Origin of the sequence: Micromonospora sp. NPDC048909, assembly GCF_040649635.1 — a bacterium.
Lineage (GTDB): Bacteria > Actinomycetota > Actinomycetes > Mycobacteriales > Micromonosporaceae > Micromonospora.
Map to the genome: position 1 here is coordinate 288,891 of NZ_JBEZFU010000007.1, position 19,682 is coordinate 308,572.

A 19,682-nucleotide genomic window follows, 5' to 3' on the forward strand; every position below is an offset into this window, starting at 1 on the left:
TTTGTGGCCGCGACCCTCAGTGCGAATTCTAGTAATGCGGTGTCCGCCATACTCCAACACATTTGGAGTCGTCGCCTGAAGAGGGCTTTGTCGGCGGATTGTCGGACGTGACGGACGAACCTTACCGACATCGTGTCATTTCGCTTTTAATCATTGTCGTCGCCGCTAACAAGTGCGGGGCCCTGACCTGGATACGTCGCGGTTAAGCCGCAACAGCGGGAACTTCATAGCGACGGATCGTTGCTGAACTTTGAGAAAGGATCCGGGATGGACGACCTAAGTCGCTACGGCTACCGGCAGGAGTTGGAGCGCCGGCTCCGGTTCCGGGACCTCCTGGCTTATGGGCTGGTGTACATGGTGCCGATCGCGCCGATGGCGATCTTCGGCAGTGTCTACGCCGGCTCCGGCGGGATGGTGGCCCTCGCGTACGCGGTCGGTGTGGTGGCGTTGGTGTTCACGGCGTTTTCGTATGCGCAAATGGTGCGGGCGTTCCCGATGTCGGGCAGCGTCTACAACTACGCGGGCCGCGGCATCAGCCCGCCGGTCGGGTTCCTCGCCGGCTGGGTGATCCTTCTCGACTACGTGCTCGTTCCGGGGCTGTTGTACCTGGTGGCGTCGGTGGCGATGCACGCCACGGTTCCGTCGGTGCCGGTGTGGCTGTGGCTCCTCGGTTTCGTCGCGGTCAACACGATCGTCAACTCGGTGGGGATCCGCATGACGGCGGCCGTCACCCGGGTGATGCTCGTCGGCGAGCTGATCGTCTTGGCGGTCTTCCTGGCCGTCGCCGGATGGGCACTCGCCTCGGGTAGGGGCCGGTTCAGCTGGGACGCCTTCTACAACTCCGACACCTTCACCTGGTCGCTGGTGGCGGGGGCAGTGTCCATCGCAGTCCTGTCCTTCCTCGGCTTCGACGGGATCTCCATGCTGGCGGAGGAGACCAAGGGCGGCTCCCGGCAGATCGGCCGCGCCATGGCCGCCGTCCTGATCCTGGCCGGGGTGCTGTTCATCGCGCAGACGTGGCTGGCCGCGATGCTCGTCCCCGACCCCGGCAGCCTTCTTGCGGAGGGCGATCCAAACGGCACTGCCTTCTACGACGCTGCCGCCGTGGCCGGCGGGGGTTGGCTGACGACGACGTGCGCTGTGGCCACGGCGATCGCTTGGGGGTTGCCGAACTCGATGGTCGCGCAGGTCGCCACGTCTCGGCTGCTGTACGCGATGGCCCGCGACCGACAATTGCCGGCGTTTTTGGCGAGGGTGTCGATCCGACGCAACGTGCCGATCAACGCCACGCTGCTCACCGGTGCCGTGTCACTGGCGCTGGGCCTGTACATGGCGACCCGTGCGGATGGGATCACGCTGCTGTCGTCGCTGATCAACTTCGGGGCGATGGTCGCGTTCCTGGTCCTGCACGTCTCGGTCGTGGTGCATCACCTCATCCGGGAGCGCAGCGGGAACTGGTGGGCGCACCTGGTCATGCCCGCCGTCGGCTTCGCCATCTTGGTGTGGGTGGTGGTCAACGCCAATATCGCCGCCCAGCGTCTCGGCCTGGCGTGGCTCGCCCTCGGGATGGTCGTTCTGGCTGGCTTGTACCTGTCGGGCCGCCGGCCTGCGCTGTCGGGGTTGGCGCCCGCGCAGCCGCAGGCGCGTCACGTGGAGCGGGTGTGACCGGCGTGGACAGGTTCACCTACCGGCCCGCCCGAGACGAGTTGGCCTACGCCTTCGGTGGTCGGATGCCGGTCGCGCACGTGCGCGGCGGGGACGTGTTCACCGTGGTGACGGAGGACTGCTTCGGTGGTCTCATGAGGAGGCCGGCGGACCTGCCGTCGCAGGTGTGCCGCATGCCGTACCTCAATCCGGTGTCCGGGCCGTTTTTCGTCGAGGACGCCGAGCCCGGCGACACCCTCGCCGTCCACCTCGCCGCCATCACCCCGGCGCGGGACTGGGGTGTGTCCTCGACGTTCCCGCACTTCGGGGCTCTGACGTCTACCTCCCGCACCGCCACGTTGCAGCCTCCGTTGGAGGAGCGGGTGTGGGTGTACGGCATCGACCGGCAGGCCGGGACCGTCCGGTTCGAGGCCACGCGCAGCGACCACAGCGTGGACCTGCCGCTGGACCCGATGATCGGCACGATCGGTGTCGCCCCCGGCGCGTTCGAAGCCCGATCCACACTCGTGCCCGACACCCACGGCGGGAACCTCGACACCCCACACCTGCGCCCCGCCACCACCCTCTACCTCGGGGTGAACGTTCACGGGGCGATGCTGGCCCTCGGCGACGGGCACGCCCGCCAGGGCGAGGGCGAGGCCTGCGGCGTCGGCGTGGAGATCGCCACGACCACCACCCTCGCCATCGACGTCATCAAAGGCGTCACCACACGGTGGCCGCGGTTGGAGACTGACCGGGACATCCTGACGATCGGCTGCGCGAGGCCCCTGGAGGACGCCTACCGCATCGCCCAGCACGACCTCGTCGGCTGGGCCAGCACCCTGACCGGCCTGGAAACCCTGGACGCCTACCAACTCGTGTCGCAGGCGGGACGGGCACCGATCGGCAACGTGTGCGACCCCAACTACACCGTCCTCGCCGCCATCGACAAAACCCTGCTCCCCGCCCCTGGACCCGCCTACGGCGGGGCGCACGAGCGGCTACGGCGACTCATCGCCGGGCTGCGGTAGGAGCCCCGCCGATGACCGCGTCGATCCCGCGCCTGCCGCTGCGCGATGACCTGTTCCTCCTCGGCCACGACGACGACACGGGACGCCCCCACGTGCACCGGCAGACCCTCGCCCTGGGACTCGCGGGCGCGGTCCTGATCGACCTGTACCTGGCCGGGCGGGTGACCCTCGACCCGAACGACGACACTTGCCCGGCCAGCCGCCAACGGATACACCAGCACATCGACCGGCCGGTCGGGGATCTGATCGCCGACGCCGCGACTGCCTCCATCCGCCACGCCCACCCACCGCTGCGCGGATGGTTGCGGGGGTTTTCCGCCGACCTCTACGACCGCACCCGCGCCGGCCTGTTCGCCGGCGGGATCCTGCGCCAGCACACCCGACGGCGCCTCGGCGGCCTCATGCGCGCCGACACCTACCTGCTCTCTGACAGCAAATGGGCGGTCATCGCCCGCTCCCGCCTGCGCTACCTCGCCGCCGGTCACGAACAACCCGACAACCACACCGCCGCCCTCGCCGGCCTCGTCGCCGACCTCGGCCTCACCTACCACCTCTACCTCGACGACGACACCCCAGCCATGACCAGCCGCCTGAAGGCCATCGCCGCGCAGCACTACCAGCCGGTGCGCGACATCATCGCCGCCGTTGACGCCGCCGTCGGTGACTTGGCCACCGCCGCCTACCGCTAGCCCTGTCCGCTCATCTCGAGGAACCTCACCGTGACCAACCAATCCCCTGTGCGACCTCCGACCGGCAAGTCCCGCCCGGTCGGCCAGGGAGCCATAAAGGTTATGGCCGCCGCCTGTGTACTCGGTCTGCTCGCTGCCGCCACCGCTATCCCGACCTGGACGGGCATCTCCCGGCCGGTGCAATCCCCACCCTCGCTGCCAAGCACCGCCGCGTCCCGGCCGACCGTGGCACCGTGTCCATCGCCCGCCGCCCTGACCGCGGCACAGCTCAACACTCGTACCGAACAGAAAGTCGACCAGGTGGCGACGCGTCTGCCGGCGTCGACTCCGACATGGCAGGGCCTCAAAACGGTAGAAGCGGGACCGTCCGGCTCTGATGCCCTCCCAGGCGGGTTCGCCTACGTCCATCTACTCCAATGGGCCACGGACACCACGCTCGCAGGCAACAGCACGACCGCGCGGATCGTGCTGTTCGAAGAGCAACGCTGGCGTGCCGACGACGCCTCCGGCCGCGTCATCCGCAGCCGCTACCCCGGCGGCAACCAGCCCACCGACGACAGCACCTACTACCCCGGCCAGATGGACGGACCCATCGGATCGACCACCGCCGACCCGACGGCACTCACCGCGCAGATCGACACCACGCAACCCCGATTCCTCGGACCCACCGCCGTCATCCGCGGCCTCGCGAGCCTGCTCGGCTGGCGCACCCCCAACCAAGCCGCCCGCACCGCGATCCTCACCGTCCTACGCGACACCCCCGGAATCACCTACCACCCATCGGTGACCGACCGGGCAGGCCGAACCGGCATCAGCGCCACCGCCGAGGACACCCGCTTCCTGCTGATCCTCGGCCCCAGCACCTGCGAACTACTCGCCTACGAAAGAGCCGTACTCACACCGCCAGCCGACAGCGACCGGCACGGCGCCTTCGTCGACGACTACCACCTGTTCCTCGTTCACACCCACACCACGAGCAGCGACAACTCCTGACCTCGCCCAACCAATTAAAGGGATTCCCGCCATGGACACTGTCCCGCGCATCCGCGCCGCCCGCTGGGCAGACAAGGACCACGTCGCCGCACTCATCGCCGACGCCCTCCATCCCAGCCCTCTCGCCACATGGCTCATCCCCGACCCACACCCACGGCGCCGGATCCTCACCGACGTCCTCGCTATCTGGATCGAACACGCCATGTTCTACGGCGACATCTACCTCACCGACGACGCCACCGCCGCCACCGTCGGCTTCCACCGATACCGGCCCATCCCACCCCCCGCGAACTACCCCACCCGCCTCAGCGACGCCGCAGGCCCCCACGCCGACCGCTTCGACCTACTCGACCGACTGCTCGCCAAGGAACGACCCACCGAACCCCACTACCACCTCGCGTTCCTTGCCGTACATCCCACCGCCAGACGCTCCGGACGCGCCACGGCCTTGCTCAACCACCACCGCAGCCGACTCGACCACGTGAACGTCCTGTCCTGGACCAGCACCACCACCGACGCCCAGAACATCCACATCCGTCACGGCTACACACCACAACCGACCATCAACCTGCCCGAAGGCCCGACCCTGAGCACCATGCGCCGAAACCCGCGCCATCACACGCCCGGCCAACCACAACCAGTCCCACCACAAGCCAACGAACCCGCGCCGTTCTCTGGCCCACTTGGGCGTGTTGCGAAGTATTCAGGAGGGACACGGGAACTTTGAGGGCGCAAGGAAGCCGAAGCGGAGCCGCCCACTCACCCATTGCAGAGAATGCCATCGCTGTACGTGATGCCCGGCGCTTATCCTCGACTCAGCGGCTGATTTGCCTACCGCTAACGACTTCGTCAGGGATCAGGAAGGGTGCGGCACGGAGGCGTGTCGAACTCTGGTATGGGTGGCGGCGCCGTGCCCTGAGGGGTCACATGACCTGTTCCGGCCTTGACGGCGTTTGGCGGTCACCCTGCCTGGCGGCGCTCCTTGACGAACGGAAGAATAGATTTTCGTGTCAGTTGGACAGACGCGCATCGTGTGCCGCGCGAGCCGGAGATCCTGGCGAGCCATGCCATGATCGACTTCAAATCGGATGGCGCTCGGGCGTACCGCTACGATCCCAACCGGCCGCTGGGCGGGCCGGGCAGCTACGGCACGGCATTCGAGGCTCTAGCCGCGGACGGTTCCCCGGTCGCGGTCAAGGTTGTCGCGCTCAGCGGCAGCGCCGCGGACGCGAAGCTGGCCGAACGCGAGGTCACCATCGGGCGATCGCTGCCAGCGGCCGCTGAGGGGCATCTACTGCCCTTGCTCGACGTCGCTCACCGCCGCGACCAGTTGATTCTGGTCATGCCACGTGCCAGCCGAAGCCTTGCCGACCTGATTGCGGCCGAGGCGCCGCTGGATCCCGAAGGAACCAGCGAGATCTTGCTGCAAGTTGCCACCGCCTTGCAAGGCCTCGCAGCCGCGAGCGTGCTGCACCGCGACATCAAGCCTGCAAACATCCTGGAGCTGGATGGGCGGTGGCATCTCGCCGACTTCGGAATCTCTCGGCTGATGACAGCCGCGGCCAGCACCCTGACGTTTCGCGGTGGCGGGACAAGCGAGTATCGGGCACCCGAGCTGTGGCGTGGGGGGGACGAGAGCGTCGGTAGCGACCTCTACGCACTCGGGTGCATTGGTTACGAGTTGTTGACCGGCGTGAAGGCGTTCCCGGGGCCACACTTTCGTGACCAACACCTCGGTGCCGTGCCCGAGCTGCCAGCTGGCACGCCGGCTCAACTTCGCGGAGCCATCATGGATCTGCTGGCTAAGGAGCCAGCGTCGCGCCCCCCGGATGCACGCGCGGTCATCGATATCCTGCGACCTCGACCGTGGCTAGGCCGAGGTCAGCGTGGTCTGCAAGCAATGCGGGCACACTCGGCTCGTGCGCGGCTCGCCCGGGAAGCCGCAGCCATCCGCGTGGACGAGTACGCCGAGCAGCAGCGCCAGGCTGGTCTGCGGTGGGACCATCTTTGGAAGACCGTCGTGCGCCACGCATTCGCCGCCGTGCCGGACGCCGGGGCAGGCGAGGCGGCGAATGGCGAGCCGTTCTTGATCGTTGGTGACGCACGACTTCTGGTACGCCTGCAAGCGCCCCAGGTGCCGCTGTCGCCGCTGCTGATGGTGGGCCAGCTGGTGGCCACGATGCGAGATTACCCGGGTGACGCCGTACCAGCGAATCTCGCCTGCCTCTGGATCGACGAGCAACCTGAGTGGCTCATGCTTCGAGCGGCGACCAGGCCTGGACCGAACAAGATGGCGGGTATTGGCGTCGACTGCCACCAAGTCGAATGGGCCGACGATACCGTACTCCTTAAGGGAAAACGTCCCATTATGCGAGAAGCGGCGACGGCGGATCTGATCCTCGAGCTGTTCGACGAGGCCATCGCTATCTCCGGCTGAATCGGTGCTGCGACACCTCTGCGATCTTCTGGCGCGCGTGGAAATCGCTGCCATCAGGGTCTGGACGTCCACGGCCCGATTGGTCGACGCTGAGGTACGCGCGCTGAAGACCGGGACGATCCAGCCTCCGCCTCGACTCCCGTCGACTGCCGCGTCTGGCTACTGCGGGATTCCGGCCGTTTCGCCATACAGTTGCGCGCCCGCCATGTCTCACTTCGCGATCAGGGAACGTGCGCGCCCACGGGATTGCACGAGTTGATCTTGCAGGCTCGGCGAGCCGTGCCCTTCGCGGTGGCCGTGCATGGGCGGTGCCCGGTGCCGGCGGCGGACGAGGTCACAGCGCGACGATGGTTGACTTCGCGCGGGTCAGCGCGACGTAGAGGATGCGGTGACTGCTATTGAGCGGGTCGAGACCGCCAGCGAGTGCTGCCTTCTCCGTGCCGGTCAGGCAGACTCCGACAGCCTCCCATTCGCGGCCCTTGGCCTGGTGAACTGTGAGGCCGGGGACAGGATGTGTGACGTTGCGGTGCAGGAACGCCCGCAGCCACTTGAGTGGTTCGGTGTAGGCGTGGTGTCGGGGCCGGAAGTGGCGGGTGGACTCGGTGCCGATCGCTGTCACGAGGGCGTCCCAGGTGTCATTGACAGCTGTCGTCGCGTGCGAACGCAGGATGTCCAGTACGTCGATAAGGTGTGGGCGCAGCCGGTCACGGGTTGCCGGATCGGTTATGCCGAGCAGCCGATAGGACTCCTCGGCGAACACGGCATGCTGACCGAACGCGGCGCTGGTCACCAGATCCGCCAGCAGGGTAGCGGCGGCCCGCTCGACGGTGTTGGGGCTGTTGAACGACATCGGCAGGACATCGCCGCCAGCGGTCCACAGGGTCTTCCACTCGTGGGCCAGGACAACGTCGAGGGCAGCGCCGTCACGAGGTGGCACGGCGACCGGTTTCCGGTCGCGCAGATCCCGAGTGAGAGCGACGCAGTGCGGGCTGCGGAACCGGAACGAGCGGGTGAGTCGATAGGTGCGTAGTCCTTGGGCAGCGACGAAACCGTTGATCAGGTGGGTGCGGGCACCTCGGAACTCGTACAGTGCCTGCCACGGATCGCCGATCAGGGTCACTGTAACGCCGTGGTGCCTGGCTAGGCGGATCAGGTCGAGGTCGAGCGGGTTTGCGTCGAAGACCTCGTCGATGAGGAGGCTGCGGACGGTGGCCGCCAAATAGCCGCCGAGGAGCGCAGCGAGGTGCCGGTCACTCAACACCGCGGCAACGACGGCACGTACGTCGTCGTGGGTGCAGGTGCCAGCGAGGATGTTCTCCCAGTACGCCGGGCCGCTTATCCGCGCTTCGAGGGAGTCTCTAACCCGGGTCCGGACTATGGTCCGGTCACTTACCGTCAGCGTCTGTTTAATGGTGGTACGGGTGTGAGGGTGGGCGGTGCTCCACTTGTCGAGGACCCGCAGGTCGGCGTGTCCTCGCGGCCATGTCAGCTCCCCACGACGGAGGAGCTGATGGAGTAGTTCTAGCAGCAGGGTGTCGATGGTGACGACCCGGTTCGGTGGCCGCAGAGCTCCGGGGCCCCAGGTGCGCACGATGCGCTGGCGAAGTTCCCAGGTTGCGGCGCGGGTGAAGCTGACTGCGACGATCGCCCGAGGGTCGGCCAGGGCGCTGTAGTGCAGGAATCCGTACCGCTCGGCGGCCACCGTTGTTTTACCCGAGCCGGGCCCCGCCTCGATGAACACAGCCGGTTCAGTCGCGGCCGCGGCGAGCAGCTGTTCGCTGGTCAGTCCTTTACCGGTGGCCGCCGGCGTTGCGGATGTCGCGGATCCGGTCGCTGATGCGCTCATAGGTCGCCGCTGGGTTAGAACGGCAGGTCGGTGGTGACCGGGTCGGCCAGGGCAGCGTTCGGATCGGACAGGAAGTCGTAGAGCGCTGCGATGTGCCCGGGGACGGTGATCGTCGCCGGGTCGGTGCGGACGCGGTGTTCCAGCAGTTGGGCCAGGTTGAGGGAGAACTGCGCCTTCAGCCCCTTGCCGGGACCCTCCGGGCGGGTGCCGTCGGAGCTTCTGCTGGCGAACAGTCGGTAGACGCCGGCCACGTCGAGCGGCTCGGGCACGTCTAGGCCGGTGTCGTGCAGTGCGGCGGTGAACAGGTCCTCGTTGCCGGTGAGGAGTGATGGTTCGAGTGTGGGATGGCTGATGAAATATCTCAGCGTGTCCTGGTCGTAACTACCGACCCACGCGGGCGGGCCGTAGGACGCGTCCGGCTGCTTGTCGCTGTCGGCGAGGACCGCGACTCGAGTCGCGAGTTCGTAGCCGGGTGTAGCGAGCAGCTGGGCCGGCCATTCGCCGACTTTCCAGCCCATCACCGTGATCGTGAGCGCGTCGACGAAGGCGGCCTTGTCGGTATCGTCGCCGGCCCAGACCCGGCCAAACAGTCGTAGCACCGCGGCCTCGGTGACGCCTTCGACGAACACGACCCGTTCGGAGAACAGCGCTGCTGATCGGGTCGCGTCCATGTGCAGCCGGGCGAACCGCAGTACCTTGTCACGGTCCGCGCGGGGCAGGAGCCCGACCGGCCGCGTCACGTGAGCACCGCTGGCGGTACGGCGCACCACGACCAGTTCCTCGGGCAGGCAGGAGGTGACAATGTCGGTGGCGTGGCTCGACAGAATTACCTGCAGCTCCGGACGCTGGTCGACCACCTGGCGAAGATACCGGGCCAGGGCGTGCTGCAGCTGCGGGTGCAGGTGCGCCTCTGGTTCCTCGATCACGACGGTGGCGTGGAACGGCGTCGACGGGAAGAACGAGTCGTCCTCCGAGTCTCGCTCGGCTTTGGCCTGTGCCAATCTGGCTGTGGCAGCCCTCACTTGCGCGTCCAGATCATCCCCGGGTTCCTGCAGGCCCGAGACGACTCCCTCCGGCTGATCGACCATCAGTTCATCGATGCCCGGCGTGACGGTTTCACCGCCGGGTGCGGTGCCGAATGCCATGGCGTCGACGTCTGCGGCCGTGTCGGCCGCGTGCAGGGCTGTCGAATCCGGGATAGCGGCCAAGGTCACCGCAATGTGCAACAAGTTGACGTATCCGAGCCCGCTGATTTCGAGCTGACGGGCCTCGGCCCGGTCCGCAACGGTGGCGAGCATCAGCTCCAGCACCCGGGCCAGGTACTCGTCGTTGACCGCTTGGCCCCGCACGAACGGCCACTGCCGCGAGACCCCGGCGGTCAGATGCCGCAAATGTTCACCGACACGCTGCTCGATACTTTGCAAGATTTCGTGCTGGGCCAATGTGTCCAGCAAGCCTGCCGCCATGCCCCGCAGCGTCCGCAAGTTACGGGTGCCGGTCAGCCGCTGCTGTTGTGCGCGCAGCAGTTCCACCAGAACACGGGCCTCTCGGCGGGCGAGGTCGTCGACTGGATTTCGCCACGCCGGCAGATAGATCACCCGGACGTCGTTGATCAGGTCGGTGGCGTGTTCCAGGTTGGTGGCGACACGCCCGAGGTCCCGGCGCAGCCCGTACGTCCAGGTTCCCGCGATGCCGGTGCTAACCGTTCCCGCTGCCAGTTGCAGTTTGGTGCCCAGCGGTCCCTCGTCCGTGGGGCTCGCCGCGTATGAGTACTCCACCATGATGCTGCGACCGCCGGGGCCGAGAGTTGCCGACGGAGGGTTGGGAAGGCGGGGGAAGCGCAGTCGGTGGCCCAAAAAGACCGCATCGCAGATCGTCGACTTGCCGGCGTTGTTGGCGCCGAGCAACACCGAGAACCGTCCTGGGATGGTGCATTCAAGGACGCCGTTGGCGCTGGCTCGGAACCCGGTGATCACTACCTTGCTGAGGTGCATCGGCCGTTCCCCGTGTCATAGGTGCCGTTCGACTTGCCGATGGACCAGTGTGCCGCACCGCGACACCGACCGAAACCCGCAGACGACGGATTAGACGCTTCGCAGGGTAACGGCCCTCGTCGAGCAGAGTCGGGAACAGCAGCGGGGGTCGTGCAGCTGCTCGAGAACCTGGACGGCGCCAGCGACAAGTCGAATGACCACCCATGGGTCCCTGCGGATCTGCCCTTCGGGGATCTTGTTGCCGTCGTCGTCTTGGCGTTTTTCCAGGTGGTCCTTGCAACGTCCAGAGGCCGGTGGTGGGTCGTGGACCACGCATTCGCGCTCGATGGACAGCACCTCACCAGGCCACATTCCGGACAATAGGCAATGACGATGAAGCAGGCCGTTGCCAGTCGGCGGGCGTGGATTTCGGCCTCCAGGTAGCGGATGCGGCGTGGCTGCCAGGGGCGGCCGTCGAGCTCGACGGTGATCCACCCCGGCGCGCGGCGCGCCGCGCCGTATGCGCTTGCCCCCACCTCAACGGCCGCCGCCAACCAACCTGACAACTGCAGAGACGTAACGCCCCCACTGCCCCACGAGCGGCCGGTGCCTGACGGCACCGGCCGCTTCTTCATGCCCGCCGGAGCAACCGGCACCGACCAACCCGAAGGACATCTCCCATGACAACCCACCCACCTGCCGCGGCCCGAGTGACCAGCGCTACGAGCGACAGCGCCACGATCGCGCCCAAGCACGCGGCCGATGCTGCCATCGCCCTCCAATCCGCCCCCTTACACAGCGAGCTGACGGAGGTCAAGGAGCGAACGTCGCACGCCCACCGCAGCGTGCGCCGGCCGGGGCGACCGCCGGACGGGGGCGCATGACGCTGCCGCCCGACCGCCAATCTGAACATCATCAACAGCCGGATTCGACCGCGCCGGCCGACGAGCGACTTGACCAGCCGAGCGAAGACGACCGTTCATGGACGGTCGAGACCATCGACAGCAGCGCACCGCCCAGCGTCACCAGCGTGGTAGTACCCGGCCAGCCACCTGAGCTGAACCCCGGCGCGGCTGCCGCCCTGCTGAAGCTACTCAGACACGTGAACGAGCGCCGCACCGACAACTCGAACCTGGAGAACCGATGACCGCCCCTCAACCGAAACCCTTTGCCTTCTACGGCCGCGTGTCGACCGAGGACAACCAGGACCCTGAATCGTCCCGAAGCTGGCAACTCACCCGAGCAACCACACTCATCCAGCCTCACGGTGGACGCATCGTCACCGAATACTTCGACGTCGGCCAGAGCCCCTCCCTCCCCTGGCAACGCAGAGTCCAGGCCAGCCTTCTTCTCGCGGCGCTGCGCGATCCCCGGCGGGGGTTCTCCGACGTCGTCGTCGGCGAACCCCACCGCGCCTTCTACGGCAACCAGTTCGGTCTCACGGTGCCGCTGTTCGCTCACTACGGCGTCGAACTGTGGGTGCCCGAGATCAGCGGCCCCATCGACCCGGACAACGAGGCCCACGAACTGGTCATGTCCGTCTTCGGCGGCATGAGCAAGGGCGAACGCAACCGCATCAAGCTGCGCGTCCGCACTGCCATGGCCGCCCAGACCCTCCTCGAGGGCCGCTACCTCGGCGGTCGCCCGCCCTACGGCTACACACTTCGCGACCTCGGACCCCACCCCAACCCGGCCAAGGCCGCCGACGGCAAACACCTCAAGGGCCTCATCCCCGACGAGCAGACCGCCCCGATCGTGCAGCGGATCTTCGCCGAGTTCCTCGCCGGTATCGGCCTGTTCGCCATCGCCGAGGGGCTCACCGCCAATCACGTGCCCTGCCCGTCAGCGCACGACCGCGCCCGCAACCGGCACCGCAGCGGCATCGCCTGGTCCAAGAGCGCCGTCCGCGTCATCCTCACCAACCCCCGCTACACCGGCCGGCAGATCTGGAACAAGCAACGTACCGACGAGGTGCTGCTGGACGTCGACGACGTGGCCATGGGCCACACCGGCGTCATGCGCTGGAACCCCCGCGACAAGTGGGTCGTCTCCAAAGAGATCACCCACGAACCACTCATCGACGACGCGACCTTCGAACAGGCCCAAGCCATCCTGCAACGGCGGGGCCGGGGAACCGGCGGACAACACGTCCGGCAGCGCACCCGCAACCCCTACGTCTTCCGAGGCCTCATCTACTGCGCCGCCTGCGACCGGCGCATGCAGGGCCAGTACAACCACGGCGACGCCTACTACCGCTGCCGCTTCCCGCAGGAATACGCCCTCGCCAACCAGGTCCCCCACCCCCGCAACGTGTACCTGCGCGAGGACGCACTCACCGACCCGCTCGACACCTGGCTGGCCTCCGCCTTCGCACCCGACCACATCGCGCAGACGATCACCGCGATGGCCGACGCCCAACCCCTCAACCATTCGCCCACAACGGGCACCGCAGCCCAAGCGATCATCACCGAGTGCGACGCCAAGCTGGAGCGCTACCGCGGCGCCCTCGACGCCGGCGCCGACCCGGCCGTGGTCACCGGCTGGATCGCCCAAACCCAGGCCGAACGCACCCGCGCAGAAGCCGAACTGCACGCCATCGCGGGTGCCACCCCACGCCGGATGAGCCGAGCAGAGATCACAGCCCTGGTGACCGCACTCGGCGACATCACCACCGTGCTGCGCGACGCCGACCCCTCCGACAAGGCCGAGGTCTACCGGCAGCTAGGCCTCCGGCTGAACTACCAACCGGAAACGCAAACGGTGCGCGCTGCAGTGGATCTCAGCGCGCACCGTGGGGCAATGGTTTGTGTCCGAGGGGGGACTTGAACCCCCACGCCCTATACGGGCACTAGCACCTCAAGCTAGCGCGTCTGCCATTCCGCCACCCGGACCTGGGTGTGTCCAGCCTACCTCGCCGGCTTCACGTGATCTCACACCCGAAGCCGGCCCGGCGGGCCGCACGGGGAGTTACTGTACACGGCCGCGGTGGATCATGCACATCGCGTTCCCGGGCGCCGTTGGGAGCATTGACCTCCTGCTCAGACCCGGACGTACCGCCCGTAGGGGCGGGTCCAGGTAGCGTCCGGACGCGGTCTACCGGCAGCATTGCCACGTGCCCCATCCCTCCCCCCTGGCCGTCGTCGCGCAGCAGGCGCTCGCCCTGCGCGCCGCGGGCGAGTTGAGCGCCGCCCGTCATCTGCTGGCCGAGGCCATCGGGTCCGCCCGCCCCCAGTACGGCGAGGACCACCCGGACGTGCTCAACACCGCGCACCTGCTGGCCCGGCTGCACCGGGAAGCCGACGACCCGCTCGCCGCCCGGCGACTGCTGGAGGAGGCCTACACGGCCGGCGAGCGCCGGTGGGACCCGGCCGACCCGCTGATGCTGGCCCTCTCCTACGACCTGGCCGGCGTCGCCGAGGAACTCGGCAACCGCCACGAGGCCCGCCGCAACTACAGCCGGGTCGCGACCGCCGGCGCCGCCGTGCTCGGCGCGGACCATCCGGCGGTACGCACCGCACGCCGTTACCTCGGGCAGCCCACTGCCCAGCCCGCGCCGACGACGCCTCATCCGACCGCGCCCGAGCAGGCCGGCGCACTGGGCGCGCTGTCCGGGCCGACGATGGCGTTCGCGACGCTACCGCCGGTCCGACGGCCACCTCAGCCCACGCCTTCCCCCGCCGGGCAACCGCCCGCCGCACCACGTGCCGTGCCGCCCCCGCCGGCCCCGAACGGGCACGCGCCGGCCGCACCGGCGCCGTTCGCCCGTCCAGCGCCGCCGCCACCGCCGGCCCAGCAGGCGCCGCCGACTCCGCGAAGCCGTACGGCGTCGCCGGGCCAACAGCCGACGCCCGCACGGCAGGGCCAGCAGGCGCCGTCGGTATCGCCCGGCCATTCCGCGCCGTCCGCCCCACCGGGCCGGCCCGCGTCGCCGTGGGCCCCGCCGCAGCCGAGCCGGACCCCGCCGGCGGCGAGCAGCACCCCGCCGGCCGCAGTGCCGCCCCCGCCGCAGCCGAGCGCGGCAGCTCCGGTACCACCCCCGCCGACGTCACCGTGGGCGCCGCCGCAGCCGCCGGTAGCCCCACCGGCGGCGCCGATCCCACCGCCGCCACCTCCGCCGGTGGCCCCCCAGGTGCCGCCGCCGCCCGCCGTACCGGCGGCCCGGCCGCCCGTGCCACCGCCCCCCACTCCCCCGGCGGCCCGCGCCTCCGCGTTCCCGACGGGCGGCATGCCCGTGTCAGCACCGCCGGGGCACACTTCACACGCCCCCCGGTCGCACGCGCCCACGCACGCGCCCACGCCCCCGCCGCCCGCACCGCCGGCCGCGCAGACCGCCGTGCCACGGCCGGCCACGCACGCCGCCATGCCACGGCCAGCCGCGCACGCCGCCACGCCACCGCCCGTACCGCCGACTACGCAGGTCCCCCCGCCACCGCCACCAGCGGTGCATACCTCCGCGCCACCGCCACCGCCGGTACCGCCAGCCGCCCGCGCCCTCACGCCGCCGTCCGCACCGCCGGCCGCGCACATTCCCACGCCATCGCCGCCGGTGGCGCACACGTCCCCGGTCGCCCCGACAGTGCCGCCGCGGGTGCCGCCGGCGCCGGCCGTGCCAGCGCCGCCGCCGGCCGTGCCGGCACCGCAGCCCGTCGCCGCGTCGCAGCCGCAGCCGGGTGTACCACAGCGACAGCCCGCCGGTGACGCGACCGCGCCCGCGCGGTCAACCGCGATCCCGCCCGCCCCCGAAGCGGCACCGGAGGCGGGCGGGAAGGCCACCGCCGCGCCGGCACCGGGCGGCAACGGCCCGGGCTGGGACAAGCCGACCGTCCAGGTCCAGCAGATCGGACCGCTACTGGAGGAGGAGGTGGCGCGGGTCAAGGCCGAGCAGCGGGAGCGCGCCGAAGGCGGGGTACGACGCGACGGTGGGCCGCCCGCGTCCGCCGCTCCGGTCTCGCCTGCTCAGGCCGGCCCGTCGCCGTCGCCGTCGCCGTCGCCGTCGCCGTCGCCGTCGCCGGTCAGCATGCCACCGGCGCGCGGGCCGGTGGTCAGGCCGACCCCGCCAGCACCCGAGCACCCGGCCCCGGTCAGCGCCCCGCCAGTCAGCGCGCCGCCAATCAGCGCCCCGCCAGTCATCCCACCGCCGGTCAGCGCCCCACCGGGTTCTCCGGTGAGCGCCGCGCCCGCCTATCCCCACCCGGTCAGCGCCCCGCCGGGGCGTCGGGCACCGGTCAGCGGGTCGCCCGGCCAGCCGGTGAACGCCCCGCCCGGGCACCCGCAACCCGTCAGCGGTCCGCCTGGGCACCCGCAACCCGTCAGCGCCCCGCCCGGGTACCCGCAACCCGTCAGCGGTCTGCCCGGGTACCCGCATCCGACCAGCGCCCCGCCGGTGGCGCCGCCACCGGTGAGTGCCCCGCCGGCGCCGCCGTGGGGGCTCACCGCGCCGCCGTGGAGCACCTCGGCGCCGCCGCAGGCGGTGCGGGCGGCCGAGGAGACCGGCCCGGCGGCGGTGCCCGCGCCGGACCTGCCGGACCCGGACGGCGACGAGCGCGCGGCTGCCCGGCCGGCTTCGGTCCCGCGGGAGCTGGCGATGGAGCCGATACCGGAGGGCTGGCCCGACGCCACCCCGACGGATCCGCCGGGTCCGCTGGCGGTCACGCCGGCACCGTTGCCGGCCGATCCGGTCACCACGGCGACGCCGCCCAGCGTGTCCGTCGCGCCGGAGGCGCCCGTCCATCCCCACCCGGTGGCGCCGCCCCGGCCGGAGTCCGCTCCGTACCACCCGTCGCCGGCACACCCGGTCGCGGCGCCGCCGGCGTACCCGCTGATCGAGGAGCCCGAGCCACGCGGCCGGAGCCGGACGGCGGTGGCCGTGGCGGTGACCGCCGCGGGGGTGGCGGTCGCGGCGGTGGCCACGGTGGGGGTGCTGGCGTTGGGGCGGGACGCGCCGCCGCCGGCGGCCGGTCCGACGGCGTCGGGCGCCGCGGCGCCGACGGCGAGCGGGCCACCCCCGGGTGACCTGCGGCTGCGCGACGACTCGACGACGATCACGTTGAGCTGGACCGATCCGGCCGACGGGGCGGTGCCGTTCATGGTCGCCGGCGGTCGGGCCGGTCAGGCGCTGGGGGTGCTGGCCACCGTGGACCCGGGGCAGACCAGCTACACGGTCAACGGGCTGAACTCGCGGGTGGACTACTGCTTCACCGTGCTCGCGGTCTGGTCGACGGACACGTTCGCCACCTCCGGCCAGGTCTGCACCGAGCGCGGACGCGCCACTCCGACGAGCTGACCTGCGGATCCACACCGCACACGCTCGGTGTCCACAGCGGGACGGTACGGGTTCCCCCGGCCTGGACCGGGCCCATATGATGGCACCCGGCTCAGGGGAGGGTCGCCGGTAGGGCGCGCCACCTGGCTTGACGACACTGGAGGCAGCCGGCTGTGGCCACCATCGACGATGCCGTGAAGTCCGGGCCCGGCACCTCCCGTCCCCGGTCGCGGCTGCGCGGCGGTCTGGTCACGATCGGGACGGTGACGGCCCTGCTCGCCGCGATGGGGCTCACGGTGCTCGGGCTCGGCGCTGCCGACAACGCCGTCGCCAGCTACGACGCGAGTTCCTGGCTGTGGAGCGCGGCGCGCAGCGAGCTGGCCCGGGTCAACGGGGTCACCGCGCGGGTCGACACCCGCACCGAGGTCCCGGGCGCGCGACGGCACCCGATGCAGGTCACCCAGACCGACCGGCTGCTGATCCTGCGCGACTTCAACACCGGCCAGGTCAGCTCGCTCGACCTGGCCACCCTGCAGATCACCGCGACCACCCGCACCACACCCGGGCTGGGCGTGAACGTGGCCCTGCACGAGGACGCGGCCTTCGTGGTCGACGCGGTGCAGGGGGTCGTCCGGCAGCTCGACCCGCGTTCCCTCTCGCCGGTGGGCGAGCCGGTGCGCTACCCGCCGGGCATCACCGGCGGGGCGTTCGACGGCGAGGGTCGACTCTGGATCGCGGTGCCGAGCGAGGGCACCGTTTCGGCGATCACCGCCGCGGTACTGCCGGCCACGCCGGCGTCGCCCGCCGCAGGCGGCGGGCTCAGCCCGAAGCAGGTCGAGACGTACGACGTGGCCGAACCCAGCCACGAGCTGGTGGTCTCCACCCTGGACGACGGCGTCGCGGTGCTCGACCGCACCGCCGGCGCGCTGGTCACGGTGCAGCGGGGCGCCGTCAAGCCGACGCCGCTGACGCTCACCTCGCCGGGCGCGCTGCCGGCGCGCACCACCGGGCCGAGGGTGCCGGTCACGGTGCCCGGCGAGCGGCGGGTGCACGTGGTGGCCGAGGGCGGCGGCGAGGTGCGGGCGTTCAGCGTGCCGGGCGCCGGTGACCGGCTCACCCCGGCGGTCGCGTGGGGGGCTCGGTTCTACTGCGCCGACGAGGCGACCGGCACCGTCTACTCCTTCGACGCCGACGGCAAGCTGGTCGACACCATCCGCGGCAAGCGGCCCGGCCCGCTGGAGCTGGAGGTGCGGGAGAACCACCTCTTCATCAACTCCCCGGACTCGGCGACCGCACGGGTGGTCGACGACAAGCACCAGGTACGCGAGGTCGACAAGTACGCCAACGACGTGCTCGGTGGTGACCCGCCGCCGACTCCCCCGCCGCCGCCTCCGCCGAAGAAGCCGAAGGTGGGCAAGCCGAGTGCGCCGCGCTCCGTCACCGCGGCAGCCGGCAACGCGCAGGCCCGGGTGAGCTGGCGGCCGGCCGCCGCGAACGGCGCGGCGATCATCCGCTACGTGGTGGAGGGCGGCGGTCAGCGGCACGAGGTGGGCGCCAACCAGCGGGCCGTGGAGATCAAGGGCCTGACCAACGGCGAGACGTACCGGTTCTCGGTGCACGCGGTCAACGCCAAGGGCGCGGGGCCGTCGCGCAGCAGCAACCCGGTGACGCCGACCGCTGCGGTGCCCGACCCGCCGGCCAGCGTCACCGCGCAGGAGCGGCCGGACGGCACGGTGCTGGTGCGCTGGCCCGCGGCGAACGGTCAGGGCAACACCATCGCGAAGTACGCGGTCACCGCCACCTCGGCCGGCGCCAACGCCCCGGTGGGCGAGTCGGCCAAGACCGAGCTGGTGGTGCCCGCCGGCGAGCTGGAGTACGGCACCCAGTACGCGTTCACCGTGGTGTCGGTCAACAACAAGGGCGCCGGCTCGGCGGCCTCCCCGGTGAGCAACACGGTGGTGCCCTACACCGCCCCGCAGCGGCCGGCGGACCTGCGGGCGAGCACGGTGCCCAACCAGCCGGGCACGGTCGCGGTGCAGTGGTCGCCGGCCGAGCCGAACGGCCGCCCGGTGACGAAGTACCTGCTCGACGTGGGCGGGCGCAGCAGCGAGGTGACCGACACCCAGGCCACCGTGAGCGGCCTGGGCAACGGGCAGAACGTCACGGTCAAGGTGAAGGCGGTCAACGAGGCCGGGCCCGGCCCGGAGGCCACCGCGACCGCGCGGACGGTGGCCGAGCCGCGGATCACGGTGACCGGCTCGTCGGCGACCGCGACCGCGGCGACGGTGAGTTTCACCGTGGACGCCGGCGGCGGGCAGGCGGCCTGCTCGTTGAGCACCCCGGGTGAGCCGGCGAAGACCGGAGCCTGCTCCAGCATCACGATGAGCGGCCTGACGCCGGGGACGGCGTACACGTTCACGGTGACCGCGAGCAACGCCGCCGGCAAGGACACCGTCACCAGGGCGCAGAGCACCGACGCCCTCTACGGCATCGCCACCTGCCGCAACGGGGCGGCCGGAGAGACCGCCACCTACTGCGACAGGGACGTGAGCGGCCGCAACGGCAACGAGGTCTTCTCGGTGGCCCGGCAGGACAACGACCGTCAGGTCGGCTGGGCGAAGCCCGGCACGCGGCTGAAGGCGTACTGCAAGAAGTCGGGCGAGGAGGTGTACGCCTACATCTACAACAACGAGAAGCGCAGCACCTGGTGGGTGCAGGTCGAGTACAGCGGGAAGAACTACATCCCGTGGGCCTGGTTGAACCTTGAGGGTGGCGACAACATCAACGTCCTGCCGACCTGCTGATCC

The 19,682-nt window shown here is 70.3% G+C and carries 12 protein-coding genes and 1 tRNA gene; 10 read left to right on the top strand and 3 right to left on the bottom strand.

Going from position 1 to position 19,682, the window contains the following annotated elements:
• Positions 1–267: 267 nt before the first annotated feature.
• The 6 genes from AB0C04_RS21155 (at position 268) to AB0C04_RS21180 (ending at position 6,794) form a co-directional block, all read left to right on the top strand.
• Positions 268–1,665: an APC family permease gene (locus AB0C04_RS21155; RefSeq protein WP_357057135.1), complete on the top strand. Its 1,398-nt coding sequence runs from the start codon at positions 268–270 to the stop codon at positions 1,663–1,665.
• Positions 1,662–2,675: an acetamidase/formamidase family protein gene (locus AB0C04_RS21160; protein ID WP_357057137.1), complete on the top strand. Its 1,014-nt coding sequence runs from the start codon at positions 1,662–1,664 to the stop codon at positions 2,673–2,675. Before AB0C04_RS21155 ends, AB0C04_RS21160 begins: the two co-directional genes overlap by 4 nt.
• Before the next feature lie 11 nt (positions 2,676–2,686).
• Positions 2,687–3,364, top strand: a complete 678-nt coding sequence (locus AB0C04_RS21165) for a GPP34 family phosphoprotein (RefSeq protein ID WP_357057139.1) — start codon at positions 2,687–2,689, stop codon at positions 3,362–3,364.
• Positions 3,365–3,394: 30 nt separating this feature from the next.
• On the top strand, positions 3,395–4,357 hold the full coding sequence (locus AB0C04_RS21170) for a hypothetical protein (RefSeq protein ID WP_357057141.1): 963 nt from the start codon (positions 3,395–3,397) through the stop codon (positions 4,355–4,357).
• Between the two features lie 31 nt (positions 4,358–4,388).
• Positions 4,389–5,084 carry a GNAT family N-acetyltransferase gene (locus AB0C04_RS21175; RefSeq protein WP_357057143.1) on the top strand — a complete coding sequence of 232 codons (696 nt, stop codon included), beginning with the start codon at positions 4,389–4,391 and terminating at the stop codon, positions 5,082–5,084.
• A gap of 342 nt (positions 5,085–5,426) precedes the next feature.
• Positions 5,427–6,794: a serine/threonine-protein kinase gene (locus AB0C04_RS21180; protein WP_357057145.1), complete on the top strand. Its 1,368-nt coding sequence runs from the start codon at positions 5,427–5,429 to the stop codon at positions 6,792–6,794.
• 334 nt (positions 6,795–7,128) lie between these two features.
• On the opposite strand, the gene AB0C04_RS21185 is transcribed toward AB0C04_RS21180, so the two are convergent.
• The gene (locus AB0C04_RS21185; protein ID WP_357057148.1) at positions 7,129–8,640 is read right to left on the bottom strand and encodes an ATP-dependent helicase; all 1,512 of its coding nucleotides are present in this window, start codon (positions 8,638–8,640) and stop codon (positions 7,129–7,131) included.
• A gap of 14 nt (positions 8,641–8,654) precedes the next feature.
• Positions 8,655–10,634, bottom strand: a complete 1,980-nt coding sequence (locus tag AB0C04_RS21190; protein ID WP_357057150.1) for an AAA family ATPase — start codon at positions 10,632–10,634, stop codon at positions 8,655–8,657.
• 859 nt (positions 10,635–11,493) lie between these two features.
• Between AB0C04_RS21190 and AB0C04_RS21195 the strand changes: the two genes are divergently transcribed.
• Complete coding sequence (locus tag AB0C04_RS21195; protein WP_357057152.1) at positions 11,494–11,760, top strand: hypothetical protein; 267 nt, start codon at positions 11,494–11,496, stop codon at positions 11,758–11,760.
• Complete coding sequence (locus tag AB0C04_RS21200) at positions 11,757–13,439, top strand: recombinase family protein (protein ID WP_357057153.1); 1,683 nt, start codon at positions 11,757–11,759, stop codon at positions 13,437–13,439. The genes AB0C04_RS21195 and AB0C04_RS21200 overlap by 4 nt, the downstream gene beginning before the upstream one ends.
• Here the strand turns inward: AB0C04_RS21200 and AB0C04_RS21205 are convergent.
• Positions 13,421–13,504: transfer RNA gene (locus AB0C04_RS21205), tRNA-Leu, on the bottom strand. The two genes, AB0C04_RS21200 and AB0C04_RS21205, sit on opposite strands and share 19 nt — an antisense overlap.
• A gap of 221 nt (positions 13,505–13,725) precedes the next feature.
• Here AB0C04_RS21205 and AB0C04_RS21210 point away from each other — a divergent pair.
• Entirely contained in the window at positions 13,726–16,896 is a 3,171-nt protein-coding gene (locus tag AB0C04_RS21210) for a tetratricopeptide repeat protein (RefSeq protein ID WP_357057155.1), read from the top strand.
• A gap of 152 nt (positions 16,897–17,048) precedes the next feature.
• On the top strand, positions 17,049–19,679 hold the full coding sequence (locus AB0C04_RS21215; protein ID WP_357057157.1) for a fibronectin type III domain-containing protein: 2,631 nt from the start codon (positions 17,049–17,051) through the stop codon (positions 19,677–19,679).
• Positions 19,680–19,682: the final 3 nt, after the last annotated feature.